This window comes from Varibaculum sp. GTC20041 (assembly GCF_055387755.1).
Map to the genome: position 1 here is coordinate 2,225,825 of NZ_AP041144.1, position 14,551 is coordinate 2,240,375.

A 14,551-nucleotide genomic window follows, 5' to 3' on the forward strand; every position below is an offset into this window, starting at 1 on the left:
TAGGCATTAAACCTGTTAACCCGTATTAGCTACCGATTGAGAACTTATAGCTAAATTTATGGTGGGGTCAATGCCTTTTTTAGGCATTGACCCCACCATAGGTTATTGCTGTCAGATTAAGACGCGTTTTCTAGCGCGCATGCTTGGGCTGGCGGCGCCGGGTAACCAGGTAGGCACCGGCTCCTGCGCTGATTGCTGACAGCCCTAAAATAGTGGACAAGTCAGCGGCGCCGGTTTTACCCAAGCCGGAACTGGAGGCTTTACCCGGTTCCTGCGCGTGTTTGCCGGTAGCGACTGTAGAGGCTGACCCGGGAGCGATGCAGTCTTTATAGAGCTTCTCATAGGAGGCTTTTGCCTTATCCAACTGCGTGTTAGCCTGCTGCAGGGCTACTTCGAATGGCGCTAGCGCTGCTTTAGCTTCTTTATATGCGGCTGCTAACTGCTGTACTTTCTCGGTAGCGGTTTCTGCTGCCTGCGCGGCCTCCAGGTAAGCTTGATACTTCGCGAGGACGTCATCAATTGCCTGCTGGGTTTCGGCACTAACGTTGGTAGCTGCCGGTGCCCGCATCGCCATTGTGGGCAGCGGAGCCGCCGGAGCAGGTGCGCTGCCAGGTTGTTGTCCTACCCAGGTGTCGAGGTCGGGTACTTCCTGTGCGGCTTCGTTGTCTACCGCAGCCTGATCTTTAGCTGCCTGAGCTGTATCTTTTGCCGTGTTGGCATCTGCGGCTTCTTGATCGGCGGTGTTTTTAGCTTTCTGCGCATCCTCGACTGCTTGCGCTGCGGCTTCGGCTTTCGTCTTGGCGTCATCCGCAGCCTTTTGGGCGGCGTCTTTGTTTGCGTAATCCTTGGCTGCCGCTTCGTTTGCCGTCTTGGCATCCGCTACATCTTTATCAGCGGTATCTGTAGCTGCCTTTGCCGCAGTTGCCTTGGTGGTAGCTTCGGTAGCTTGCCGCTGCGCTTCGTTTAGCTTGGTTTCGGCGTCGGTTACTGCCGCATCGGCTTTAGCTTTTTCGTCTTTGGCAGCATTCAAAGCGTCTTCTGCCTGTTTTACTGCATTTTCTGCGTCCTCGAGCTGTTTCTTAGCGTCAGCCTTGGTGGCAACTACCGCGTCATAGTTCTCCTTAGCGGCATCTAAAGCTTTTTGCTTTTCATCTACTGTCTGTTGCGCTTCATCGGCAGCCTTTTGTTTGGCGTTAACTTCCTCTTGTGCCTGGGTGACTGCTTCCTTTGCTGCCGCTTTAGCCTTTTCAGCGTTTACCAGTTTCGTGTGTTTGTTTTGAACTACACCGTCTTGAGCTTTAGCAGCTGCCTTGGCGGCATCTAGGTCTTGCTTTGCAGATGTGGCAGCTTCCTCAGCTTTCTCAAATGCTGCCTCCGCTTCCTCCAATGCTTTCTGGCAGTCCGCACACTTCTCCGCTTGCTCGGCGGCAGCGGTTTTTGCCTGCTCCAGATCCTTAGCAGCCTGGGCTTGTTTCGCTAGTTTTTCTTGCAAACCCGCATCTGCCTCAGCTTTAGCCAGGGCATCGCGTGCTTCTTGAGAACCATTCTCCTTGGCGTCCTGCAATCCGTTGTAATACTTCATGAAACGGTCAAGATATTCCTCGTAAGTGTACGCCGTGTCGGTGGTGCCACCCCAGAATTCTTGGGCATGTACAATCCCATAGGAGGCATTTTTTTGACCGCTTGCGAATCCCGTATACAAGAAATCTTTGTCCATTAGATTGGTATAGTGTCCGACCACACCGCTGTTACCCGAGGGATCTTTGTCGTAGATTGCTTTTTCACTGGTATACCAGGAAGCCTGTGAACGCGTATAGGGGCTCCCCTCACCCCAGGAGAGGTTCTCACCAACGGAGTTTACGAAAGGACCAAAATTACCCGAATGCCCATTTTTAAAAAGCGCTGAATAGTTTGCGTTAACTTGAGCAAGAGCCATTAATTCATCGGTTATTTTAAGAGCTGACATTGCAGCAAAGTTATTATCACCCTTAACCCGCAGCTCATTTCCCTCTTTCATGGTTTCGAGAGCAAGCTTCATATTCTCAAGGGAAGTAGCATCTTGAGGGTTTCCTACGGTGGTGTAAGAAGTAATCTTTTTTCCATTTACAACAAAATCTGTATTCAGCTGAGCTAGAGCCTTACTGGATTTATTCTCTTGGAAAAATCCCTTTGAACCCAAGTTCCACTGTTCCTGAGCCTTGACTTTGGAGGCTTCTAGGGCTTCTTTGGCTGCTTGAACCGCTTTTTGTGCTGCTGCAACTGCGGCATCAGCATCTTCCTTGGCCTTCGTTGCGTCATCTACCTTTTTCTTGGCGGCTTCGCACTTGGGAGTCTGCTCGTCCAGAGCTTTTTGCGCGTTATCTTTATTGGTTGCAGCCTCTTGTTGTGCCTTGACGGCTTCGTCATAGACGGTTTGTTTTTCCTGCTGCGCCTTATTTAACTTACTTAGCTCACTCTTTGCATCTTTAAAGGCTTGGTTCGCTTGCTTTTCTGCCTTGTCTTTTTCCGCTGCTTCCGCTTGGTTTTGTTTTAGTACCTCTTTGGCGGCAGCCAAATCTTTAGCTGTCGCGTCCTTAGTAGTAGTTGCGGCATTAAGTTCCTGCTGAGCCGCATCGACCTTATCTTGTGCTTCTTGCAGCGCTTTGTCGTTTTTCAGAACATCTTTAACGTCCTGCAGTTTCTGTTTTGCGTCAGCTAAGGCGGCTTCTTTATCTTTTACCTTATTCGCAGCGTCTTTAGCTTTTTGCTCTGCGGCTTGCTTCGCGCTTTCAGCCTGCTTTACATCCTGGTTCGCCTTTTCAGCAGCCTTGGTGGCTTCATCTAGTTCAGATTTAGCCTGATTGGCTTTTTCTTGCGCCTCATCCAGAGCCTTGGCGGCCTCATCGGCAGCTTTCTTAGCTTCAGCTACCGCCTCAGCTCCCGGAGCGGCGGCCTGAGCCTGGTCATTCTCCCGATCCGCCGCCTCTTTATTCGTCTTCGCGTTATGGAGGTTCTCTTCGGCCCGCTTCTGCTGCTGCTTAGCCTGCTCTAAACTCTTTTCAGCTTTCCCAAGATCAGCAACTGCCGCCGCCAGGGCTTGCGCTGTCTTTTCTTGCATCTGCTGGTGGGCAGCGGTGGCATCGGCGCGTTTCTCCTGCTGGCCAGCTTGTGCCTTCCGCAGGCCGTCTTGGGCACCCGCATAAGCCGCGAGGGGCTCGGCAATCTCAGGCTTGGACTGTTCAGCATCCAAATTTGCGACCGCATCCTGGGCTTGCTGCTGGGCGCGCTGATAATCCTGATAGGCCTTGTTGACCGCAGCCACGTCAACTCCGACGCGGCACTGCGAAACAGAGCCCGGAATATTCAACTTGCCCTGCGGTTCTGCTTGATTAATCCCGAAAGCCGAAGCCGCCGGAGCCACCAGTGCGATCCCGGTGCCTGCTGCAATCGCTACCTTTGCAACCTGTTTGCGCGCCATAAGATATCCCTCTATATCGTGTTGATTATGCTCGTTTTATCAAGCCTTAAGTTCTTTATAATTTTCCCGTATTTAATGACAAAAGTCCAGCCCATACCCGTTTTTATGGGATCTATTCCGGATCGTGGACAGCTTCAAATATGAGGGCGAAGATAACGGAAAAAACCGCCCGGAAAACGCTGCACCCTCTAACTCATCAACCCCCAAAAATAGCGCTGGCAAACGCTAAAACCGAAGCCAAGATATAGACATTAACCAAAAAATTATCTGGCTCCTAGACTGGGAACGTCCTAGGAGCCAGATGATTTCTTTTCAGTTATTGAAGCCAATCAACCAGGTAACGACTGGATTCTTTTTTGAGGAGCCGCGTCCTCGTCCCTAAGGACGCGACCCTCTTTGGGACCGTTAGGTTTAGAAAACGCAAGTTACCCAACGGAGTATGCGGGCAGCTTCAACTCGTAGAGAGAAGCTGACATGAACGAGGTAAGCCAGAACTGCACGGTGGGGCGTATCTGCTTGCCCTTCATATCGGGGGTTAAAGTCAAAGTCTCACCGGTTCCGACCTGCTTACCGTTTTGGTCTTTCCAGATCACGTCACTGAAACGCTCCACCGAATCGGAGTTACCCTGCAAGCTAACCTTCGCGATTAGTTTGTCGCCCTGGCGGATAACCTGATCCTGATCGAATCCGTAGTATTCCAGTTTCAGCGGTTCAGAGATCGAGGTGCCGACCGGGTTGGTGACCTTCAAGCGGAAGCGCAAGGACTCGGCCTCTGCGCGATTAGCAATCGGAGCCGACCGCAGCAGTCCCCACTTGTCTTCGGTGCGAGCACCAGGGGCGTAGTCCAGATCGTTGGCAGTTCCATAGAAGCTATGATCAGCAGGAACCCGGAACTTATCTTTCACGTCCTCCCAAGTCTTACCGGCATCCTTGGAGCGCTGCCACTGGTATTTCATACCGGTCGAACCCTGAACGGTGATCTTAGCCGGTTCAGCGTATCCACCCTGGGCTACTCGGGGAGCGGCATTTACCTTGATCTGGGGAGCCATCTCGGAAGAGGAGATCATCGGATCGAACAGTTTCACGGTGTAGGTGTAGGAGGAACGAGTCGCACCCTTAACCCCGGAAACGCTCACTTTGTAGTCGCGCGAACCATCGGTGCCCACCGGAAGATCGGTAATCTTCGGCATCTTGATTAACAGGGTGCTGTAGTAGTTCCAGGTTCCCGGGCCTTTGCCATTGAGCTTGTTGTTCAAAATGGTGGTGGGAACTTCCGCGCCATTAGGGCCGGTCACTCGCACCCGGGCACCCGACAGGTCGGGACGCTCCGACCTGCTTTCGCCGCGGAAGGAGATGCTCCAACGTTCTACATCCTCGCGGTCATCGCGATTAGTGGTCAGCAGCTGATAGGGGAAGTATCCCGCTGACGGCCAAGTCATAACTTCCGGCTTGTAGGCGGCTTCATTGATGATCTGCTTGTTATTGAAGTCCGGAGTGCTTACCAGCCGATCTCCGGTGACTACAATCGCGTTATAACCATTTACGTTTCCGTAAGAAGTGGTGGACAAGGTGGGATCCATTAAAGCAATGCGGTGTCCCAAGCGGTCGTTAGTGCCAACCTTCGTCATCGTGGAACCACCCAGGCTGGAAGGATCGATGAAGTACCACAGAATCTGTTCGGCCGGAGTTTGCCCCGCGCTATCGGAAAGGTTAGAAATGGCTGCGCCCTGTTGAGCTTTAAAGCTAAAGCATTTGGAGTCGTTTTGTACGGTGTGTGAAAGACGCCCATTGGCAGCCATATTGAGGGCGGCCTGCTGAGTGTAATCTTGCAGCGGAGAAGTAGTATCCATCTTGACCGCTTCAGCTCCGTTGAGGCCGCGGAAGTAGTTAAGGGCGCGAGCTACCGAGTTAGCGGTGGTGGGGTTGACCACGCCGGCGCGGCAGTTTTTGTGGTCCGCACCGTTGTTAGGGCTTTCGGGGTAGTCAGTATCGGCAATATCGCTTAGGTAACGGGTGCGAACCTCTTCACGGTTGTTGGTGTTGATCGCGTTAGCAGTCACTGCGCTGGAGGCAGCGGAAGCAGTACCGGTAAAGAAAGTAGCCGCATCGGCCAGATTTACACCGGCAGCGACAACCCCAGCTACTAGAACACCTGCAACCAGAGTCTTGGCGTGTTCTTTCCACGTTTTCATCGTAGATCCCGTTCCTTGCGTTTTCCTCTTATGGAAACCAAATCCTTCGATTTCCGTGAACGTCACGATCCTTCGCTTCGTTCATTAACTATTATCCACGAAAACGAACATGAAGAAAGCGAATAATGTTTGAAAATGAAAGTTTTACACCTGGTAGGTTATTTTCGCGAATACTTACCAACCATAAAGTAGGTCTGACCTGGCCTATTAGAATGTTTTCAGGATTATCTAACGATAGTGGCACCTTGGATGTAAATTGTGAGTTCTCTCACCCCTAATTTTGACCATTTGAATGAGTTAATGTTCAGTTCTACTTAAAACTAGCTTTTGCCTGCGTATATAAACTCTCGATTGCATTTTTCTCATGAAAACTAGAAAAAGCACAAATTTTTCATTGCGTCATTTTTGAACCTGATTTTTAACTCACCAACCATTGAGTTTTTACTCATTTAGCAAATCTAACAAGGAATACTAGAAACATTTGAGCCTGCTCATGTTTGAACAATGTTGATACAACACTTCTCCCGGGTTGTATTGGTTTTTCCTAACGGACGACCTCATTAACTAGTCAGCCCTCGCGGACGGCTCCAACCACCTGGCCGAGAAAGCTCATTTGTTAGCCTTTCAAGTTTGCGAGATATATATAAGGTATAAAGGTAGATCGTTAACCCAAGGGAAGAGGAAGTCTTGAGCGCTAAGAAACTGGTAATCGTCGAATCTCCAGCTAAGGCTCGCACTATCAGCGGGTACCTGGGCGCTGACTACCAGGTAGAAGCCTCGGTGGGGCATATCCGGGACTTGCCGCAGCCATCTGCCCTACCCGAAAAGCTCAAACAGTCCGGATACAAAAAGTTCGCGGTAGATGTGGACAACAACTTCCAGCCCTACTATGTGGTTAACCCCGATAAGAAAAAAACCGTAGCGGGACTACGTAAGGATCTAGCAAAAGCCGAAGAGCTCTACCTCGCCACCGATGAAGACCGCGAGGGCGAGGCGATTGCTTGGCACCTGCTGGAAGTATTAAAACCCAAGGTTCCAGTAAAACGGATGGTATTCCATGAGATTACCCGAGAAGCCATTGATCGCGCCCTGGAAAACACCCGTGATATTGACACTGACCTGGTAGAAGCCCAAGAAACCCGCCGGATTCTAGATCGCCTCTACGGGTATGAGGTTTCTCCGATTCTATGGCGCAAAGTTGCCCGGCACCTGTCAGCTGGACGGGTACAGTCAGTGGCCACTCGCCTGGTGGTGCAACGCGAGCGGGAACGGATCGCTTTCATTCCCGCCAACTACTTTGATCTAAACGCCACCTTCAAAGCTGATGGCGGGGACTTTAATGCCCGTGCCTTGGAAATGGATGGAGTGCGTTTTGCCGTTGGCCGGGACTTCGATGACCGCGGCCAGTTAAAACGCGAAGCCACCGTGATGGATGAAAAGCTGTGGGAAAAACTGGTACAAGCCTTAGGGGAAAAGGCCCACTGTCAGGTGACATCAGTAGAATCCAAACCCTATACGCGCCGGCCTGCCCCGCCTTTTACTACCTCTACCCTGCAGCAAGAGGCAGGAAGAAAACTACGCATGTCTTCGCGGCAAACCATGGCGCTCGCGCAATATCTGTACGAGAACGGCTACATCACCTATATGCGTACCGACTCGACCGCGCTGTCTAGCCAAGCTATCTCGGCGGCGCGGCGCCAGGCTACGGATCTATATGGGGCAGACGCTGTCCCCGAAAAACCCCGCTTTTACGCGAAGAAAGCCAAAGGGGCACAAGAAGCACACGAAGCAATCCGGCCCGCCGGTGATAACTTCCGCACCCCCGATCAGGTGCGCTCCGCCCTCACCGCGCAGCAGGCCGCGCTATATGAACTGATTTGGAAACGCACCCTGTCCTCACAAATGAATGATGCGCGCGGCACTACCGATACCGTGCGCCTTAACGCTCAGATCCAGGTAGAGGGCGAAGCCCACGAACTGGTGTTTACTGCTTCGGGAACCGTGATTACCTTCCGCGGTTTCCTGGCCGCCTATGAAGAGGGTAAAGACAAATCCCGCTACGCCAGCAGCGACAGTTCCACGGCGCTGCCGAAACTAAACGAAGGGCAAGAAGTAGCGTTTAGCGAGGTAGACAGAGACAAGGCAGCGCATGTCACCAGCCCGCCTCCGCGCTATACCGAAGCCTCCTTGGTGAAAACCTTAGAAGAAAAGGGAGTAGGGCGCCCCTCCACCTATGCCTCCACAATCGGGGTAATTATTGAACGCGGGTATGTGCGCCGCGCCGGGCAGGCTCTGATTCCCTCTTGGCAGGCCTTTTCCGTGGTTCGCCTGCTAGAAGAGAACCTGGCATCTCTGGTGGATTATGATTTCACCGCCACAATGGAAGGCGATTTGGATCAGATTGCCGCCGGGCAACGGGACGGCAAAGAACTATTGGCACACTTTTATTTTGGGGGCGGGACTGGCGGAGAGTTTTGGACTCGCGGCCTCAAAGATACGGTGGAGGGTCTAGGCGACATTGATGCCCGCGCCCTGAACTCTATCGAAGTGCTACCCGGGGTAAACGTACGGGTAGGTCGCTATGGCCCTTATTTAGAGGACGCAGAGGGCAAGCGCGCCTCGCTACCTGAAGAGCTAGCTCCCGACGAGATAAATGCCGAAAAGGTAAAAGAACTGTTCACGATTTCGGCTGATACCGGTCGGGAACTGGGCAATGATCCCGAAAACGGGAACCTGATTTTAGTGAAGAACGGACGCTACGGCCCCTACTTTACCGAAGTACTCCCCGAGGACGCCCCTAAGGGGACTAAACCCCGCACGGCCTCCCTATTTAAAACTATGTCGATTGAGAGCGTCAGTTTGGATGATGCCTTGAAACTGCTTTCGCTGCCGCGAGTAGTGGGGCAGGATCCCGAAAGCGGAGCCGATATTACCGCGCAAAACGGCCGGTACGGCCCGTATTTGAAGAAAGGGACGGATTCGCGCTCCCTAGAGACGGAAGACCAGATTTTCTCCATCACTTTGGATCAGGCTTTAGAGATTTACGCCCAACCGAAAACCCGCAGAGGTCGCACCGCGAAACCGCCCTTAAAAGAGCTGGGAACCGATCCTAACTCGGGTAAACCGGTAGTAATTAAGGATGGGCGGTTTGGCCCTTATATTACGGACGGCACCACCAATGTGACCGTGCCCCGCGCTAGCACTATCGAAGATATTGACGCTGATCAAGCCTATACTTTACTGGCAGAAAAGCGGGCGAAAGGGCCGGCGAAAAAACGCGGGACTCGCAAAGCTACTAAGAAAACCGCTGCGAAGAAGACCACGAAGAAAACTGCAGCCAAGAAAACTACCACCAAGCGGGCGACCGCCAAGAAAACCACTGCTAAAACCACTAAGCAGTCGGCAGCGAAAAAGTAGGTAATACTCTTGCTGCTATTGCGGTACATCTCCGGTTGCTAATTAGGTGTCTGTCAGGACGTAATCCGACCGCAGGCTGGTTTACCACCGGGATCGCTAACCGTTAGCGGGCTTTAAATAGCCACCGGGATATGTGCGCAGTAGGACGCGAAGATGCTCCCCCAACAGAGGGGCATTACTGAAGGCTAGTAGGTGGTGTGGTCGGCCTGGCGCATCGTAAACCCGCGACCCGTCTTAGAGTTCCAGCAGTTAACGCCGGTGTATTTACCCACTTCACAGGCATAGTCACCGTTATAGTAGACGGTGCCATAAGTGGCTTGGGTCTGGGGATCACCACCAGCATCATCGGTATCGCAGTAGCTGTTAGTTCCGCTGCTATCTACTTCGCTAACCCAATCTCCATCGCAGCCCTGTTCCCATTGCCGCTGGTAAATTTCACAAGAGACCCCATCGCCTCTCATCATGCAGCCAATATTTCGGGTAGGGGTGAAAAACCCATGACCTTCGTAGACCGCTCCGGCGGGGATCGGTTTGCCAGTTTCGACAGGAGTTTCCGTAGTGGTAACCGTGGTTTCCATTACCGTAGCGGTTCGAGTGGAATCACTTTGGGACTCACTGGCGCCCGCTTGCCCTTTGTTGTCTCCACGCGAGGAAACTATCCAGGTACCCACAATCGCCAAGCCGATTAACGCCAACACTAGCAGTACCGTCAATACAATAATCCCCCAGCTGCGGCGGGATTTTTCCGGTTGCGGACTCTCCCCCACGGGATTCTGGTAGGCCGGGAAAGGGGAATAGCCAGCCGGCGGCTGACTCATCATTGGTTGCCGGGGCGGCTCCGGATAGGCAGGCTCTGCATATACCGGAGAAGCATACGCGGGAGGCATGGCCGCGGGAGCCGCCATCACCGTCGGATAATCCTCAGCTGTTTGCCCAGAAGAACCGGGATTTTCTACCGGCAAGCTTCCCAGGCGGGTAGCATCATCGTCATTTTCTTCGTCACTGCCGGGGATTTGGGGCGACTGTGCGCTTTCGCTGGGAATTTCGGGGCTATCTCCCGCTGCCTCCGCGTCCGCACTGGCCACCGGGCTTTCTGTTATCTCTGCGGTTTTGGCTTCTGCGCCCTCAGCAACCGGGTTTGTTTCCTCTAGCTGCCCAGTCTCCGCTGCTTGGCCGGTAGTTTCGATTTTCTCGGTAGCTGCCGCTTCGCTTTCCGAATCGGTAGGGGGAGCAAAGGCTAGGGTCGCAGAGTCTGTGGAGCCAGGTTTCATCTCTTCCTGGTCGCCGCCCGGATGGCTATCTTTTTCGCCGGAAGCTGCCTCCGGGTTCTCTTCGCTGCCTTTCGCTAGCGCTTCGGTGCCAGAAAGGCCGTCTCTACGTGCAGCCACCACTGCTTTTACGCGGTCATCGCCTACGTTTTCCAACCAATCAAGCAGATCCGGATAGGCATTCGGGTTCGCCGCGACTTCCGCATAAACCTCGGGATGTTGCGCAGATATCTCGAACAGTTCATTAGCGTTAGTTTCCGGAGCTAACGCGCGCTCGCGCAATTCCTTTAAATCATCACTATCAGACATGGCTTACCTTTGAGGTTGGGACAACACTGTTCTTATTCTAACTGGCAAGGCTCGTCCGTGGCTCAAATCTGTAAAAACCAGTCTGGTAGAAAACTCCTGCTACCAACTACTGATGAAAGTGAAACCACAGCGCACCTAAGTTACCAGCGTCCTCAAGCAGGCCGGAAAGAAAATTGTTCAAACCCCAAAGAGTCGATTTCCTTAGCCCAGGTTTTTACTTGGCTATCCCAGCCTTGAGCCTCGGCCTTAAAATCTGGGGACGCTCCCAGCTCGCGTGCCTGTTGTAGGGCAAAGTTTTTGACTCCTCGCGCCGCTAAATCTCGCGCTAACTCCACCACTTTTCCGGGGTGTCCAGGGTAAACAGTTAGGCGTACCTCGTAGTCGATGCCGCTGGCCAACACGGCATCTAGACAGGTAAAAGCCTTATCTGCGCCCGCTACCCCGGTGACTTGGCGGTAGTCAGTGGGCAAGGCTTTAATATCTAGCCCCACCCAATCGAGCAAACCTGCCGCCAACATTGCTTGCAGGCGCGAAGGATAAGCGCCCGCCGCGTGCAACCCCACCTGGAAACCCTGCGCCTTCACCCAGCGGGCAGCGGGAATCACCGCTGCTTGCGCGAGCGCTTCCCCGCCGGAAAACACTACCCCATCGAGCAGGCCTTTCCGGCGTCCTAGCAACTCTTCTAGCTCCGCAAACGGTACTGCCCCGGGTACTTTAAAATCTAAGATTTCATAGTTTTGGCAATAGGCGCAGCGCCAAGGACACCCCTGGCAAAACACGCTGGCCACGATCTTCCCTGGCCAGTCCACGGTAGAAAACGGGACTAGACCCGCGATGTTAAGCTGCCTGGCCTGCCCCAGCAGGCTCGGTTCCCCGTTAACTGCCAAAAAATCAGACACCGGCTAACTCTTGCGAGAAAGTAGTGCGCTCAGCGTACTCGCTCTGCTTGCCGGTATTGAAAGAGGTCACGGGACGGAAGTATCCCATTACCCGCGTCCACACTTCACAGGGCTGCTCGTGGTTGCCTTCGGCGGCACACTTGGGACAATCGAAATGTTCACCCGACAAATACCCGTGGACTGGGCAGATGGAGAAGGTGGGGGTGATTGTAATATAGGGCAGCTTGAAGTTCGCGAGCGCCCGGTGCACCAGGGTCTTGCAGGACTGAGCGGAGTTCATCGCCTCCCCCATATATAGGTGCAATACGGTGCCCCCAGTGTATTTACCTTGCAGTTCCACCTGTTCTTCTAGCGCCTGGAAAGCGTCTTGGGTGTAACCTACCGGCAGCTGCGAAGAGTTAGTGTAGTAGGGAGCGTCCTTAGTTCCCGCCTGAATAATCCCGGGGAAACGTTTAGCGTCCTCTTTCGCAAAGCGGTAAGTGGTACCTTCGGCCGGAGTGGCCTCTAGGTTATAGAGGTGCCCAGTTTCTTCCTGCAGCTGCACCATCCGCTCGCGAATATGATCTAGCAGGTCAGCACACATCTTATGCCCCATTTCACCGGTAATATCTTCCGCGTCCTCGGTAAAGTTGCGCACCATCTCGTTCATTCCGTTTACTCCGATCGTGGAGAAATGGTTATCGAGAGTGCCCAGGTAACGGCGGGTATAAGGGAAAAGACCGGAATCCATATGCCAGGAAATAACTTCCCGTTTCTTCTCTAGGGACTGGCTGGCCAAGTCAATGAGGTGATCAAGCTGGCGGGTGAGCCCGTTCAAATCGCCCTTATAGAGGTAGCCGAGGCGCGCCATATTAATGGTCACTACCCCCAGGGAGCCAGTTTGTTCCGCCGAACCGAACAAGCCGTTGCCTCGTTTTAGCAGTTCGCGCAGGTCTAGCTGCAAACGGCAGCACATGGAGCGAATCATATGGGGATCCAGATCCGAGTTCAGGAAGTTCTGGAAGTAGGGCAGACCGTATTTCGCGGTCATGGCGAATAGGCGCTCGGTGTTGGGGGAATCCCAATCAAAATCGGGGGTGATGTTGTAGGTGGGGATGGGGAAAGTAAACACCCGTCCATCGGCATCCCCGGCAGTCATCACTTCGATGAATGCCCGGTTAATCATCTCCATTTCTTCGGCCAGATCCCCGTAGGTGAAGTCCATCAGTTCATCCCCAATCAAGGGGTATTCATCGACAAGGTCGTCGGGGCAAGTCCAGTCGAACGTGAGGTTAGTGAAGGGACACTGGCTACCCCAACGGCTCGGCACGTTCAGGTTGTAAATCAGTTCCTGCATGCACTGGTGAACCTGCTCGTAGTCCAGGTTATCTTTGCGAATAAACGGCGCCATATAGGTGTCGAAACTAGAGAAAGCCTGCGCCCCTGCCCACTCGTTTTGCAAAGTTCCCAAGAAGTTAACGATTTGCCCACAGGCGGAGGAAAAATGGCGAGGCGGATTGGAGGCAATCGCCCCCGGAACCCCATTAAAGCCTTCCTGTAACAGTTGTTTTAGGGACCAGCCCGCGCAGTAACCGGCGAACATATCCAGGTCGTGAATATGATAGTCGCCCTCGCGGTGCGCCTTCCCAATTTCGGGAGTGTAGATTTCGTTTAGCCAATAGTTGGCGATCAGTTTGCCCGACGAGTTAAGGATTAGTCCCCCCAAGGAATAACCCTGGTTCGCATTAGCATTTACCCGCCAATCAGCTTTTGATAAATACTCATTTACGGTCTGAGCGGGATCAACCAGGTGTTTCATTTTCGTTTGGGGTGCCATTTTTATCCTCTTTTGGTTCCTTCAAGTTCTTCTTGTTTGTCTACGGCTTCGTAGCCACCGCTATCGACTATAGGCATACCCGCCCAGAAACAGGTAAAGACACACGAGATATAGTAGGTTTCCTAAATGTTAACCACTAGATATTGTGTTTGCGCTTATTCTTCTCATATTTGCTGGCGGGGGCGGAAATAACCTGAAGCGCTCCCTATTGGGGGCGCTCGAAGTGCCAAAAACCCTTTGGGGCAAAAGACCTAGGCGGGGGCAGAGGGCGATTTTAGGGTGCGCATTCCGGCTCGCGCGACCTCGAAAATGAAAATCCAGCAGGCTCCGGCGAGGGTGAGCACGGTGCCTCCTGCCAGCAAGAGAGCGAGCTGGTGACGCGAAGCCGCGAGTTCCCGCAGGTCACTGCTGGCGCTGGCGGCAGAAAAATAGGGGCTGCCGGCACCTAGTTGAAAATAACAGTAGGTGACCATCACGGTTCCTACTAAAAACATGGTCACCGCCAAGAAAGTGACGATCCGTCCTCGCCGCAACGCTCGCTGTCCCCGCTCTCCCCCCAGCTCCAGGGGAGACAACAACAGAGAAAACACGGCTACTACGCAAATGGCGGCGAAGACATCAGAGGGGCGATGCCAACGCGCTACGATTACCGCTAAAGCCACTAACCAGAGCACCAGTGCCGATAGGTAGGTGGCCACTTCCCGCCAACGATCAGCCGCTACCATCACCAGCGCTACCGCGGCAGCTCCGGCGGTCGTGGTGTGACCAGAAGGAAACGAGTTCGTCATATAGTAGGTGATTCCTAGGGCAGGGCGGGAAAGCACCAGATGCTTTAGGATCTGGGTGGTTACCGTGGCTGCCCCCACCATCACCAGCATCCGGGCACCCAGGGCAAAACGCCTTCTTACTAGGGCAACTATCACTGCCGCGGCGATTAGTGGAACCAAAACAAATAAATACCATTCCCGCAGTAACGCTTGATCCCAAGGGGCAAAAGAACTATTGAGGTTAGATAAAGCGAACATGGCGAGCGTATCGGTAGCCTGCCCAGCGCGGGTGCACACAAAAATCAGGTAGCAGGCAACAAAGAACCCGGCCGCAAATAGCGCGACCGAAAAACGACGCACGTAACCGGCAGTTAGTCCTCTTCTCAGCGTGCTAGTCATGCTTTAACCTTAATTTGTCACTCCCGT

Annotated in this window: 7 protein-coding genes; 1 reads left to right on the plus strand and 6 read right to left on the minus strand. The window is 53.2% G+C overall.

Annotation, left to right across the window (positions count from 1 at the left end; translation table 11 throughout):
- Nucleotides 1-130: 130 nt before the first annotated feature.
- Nucleotides 131-3,457 (minus strand): hypothetical protein, encoded by a 3,327-nt coding sequence (locus tag ACZ5BI_RS09745; RefSeq protein ID WP_464896303.1) that lies wholly within the window; start codon nt 3,455-3,457, stop codon nt 131-133.
- A 425-nt stretch (nt 3,458-3,882) separates the two neighbouring features.
- Nucleotides 3,883-5,649: a CAP domain-containing protein gene (locus tag ACZ5BI_RS09750; RefSeq protein WP_024059593.1), complete on the minus strand. Its 1,767-nt coding sequence runs from the start codon at nt 5,647-5,649 to the stop codon at nt 3,883-3,885.
- A gap of 687 nt (nt 5,650-6,336) precedes the next feature.
- Here ACZ5BI_RS09750 and topA point away from each other — a divergent pair.
- Entirely contained in the window at nt 6,337-9,066 is a 2,730-nt protein-coding gene (gene topA, locus ACZ5BI_RS09755; protein ID WP_464896304.1) for a type I DNA topoisomerase, read from the plus strand.
- 185 nt (nt 9,067-9,251) lie between these two features.
- Here the strand turns inward: topA and ACZ5BI_RS09760 are convergent, their stop codons facing one another.
- The 4 genes from ACZ5BI_RS09760 to ACZ5BI_RS09775 form a co-directional block, all read right to left on the minus strand.
- Entirely contained in the window at nt 9,252-10,643 is a 1,392-nt protein-coding gene (locus ACZ5BI_RS09760; RefSeq protein WP_464896305.1) for a variant leucine-rich repeat-containing protein, read from the minus strand.
- Between the two features lie 152 nt (nt 10,644-10,795).
- Nucleotides 10,796-11,542, minus strand: coding sequence for an anaerobic ribonucleoside-triphosphate reductase activating protein (locus tag ACZ5BI_RS09765; RefSeq protein ID WP_316085949.1), 747 nt, complete (start codon nt 11,540-11,542; stop codon nt 10,796-10,798).
- Nucleotides 11,535-13,358, minus strand: a complete 1,824-nt coding sequence (locus tag ACZ5BI_RS09770) for a ribonucleoside triphosphate reductase (RefSeq protein ID WP_464896306.1) — start codon at nt 13,356-13,358, stop codon at nt 11,535-11,537. Before ACZ5BI_RS09770 ends, ACZ5BI_RS09765 begins: the two co-directional genes overlap by 8 nt.
- A 251-nt stretch (nt 13,359-13,609) precedes the next feature.
- Nucleotides 13,610-14,524 carry a phosphatase PAP2 family protein gene (locus tag ACZ5BI_RS09775; RefSeq protein ID WP_278608582.1) on the minus strand — a complete coding sequence of 305 codons (915 nt, stop codon included), beginning with the start codon at nt 14,522-14,524 and terminating at the stop codon, nt 13,610-13,612.
- Nucleotides 14,525-14,551 lie beyond the last annotated feature (27 nt).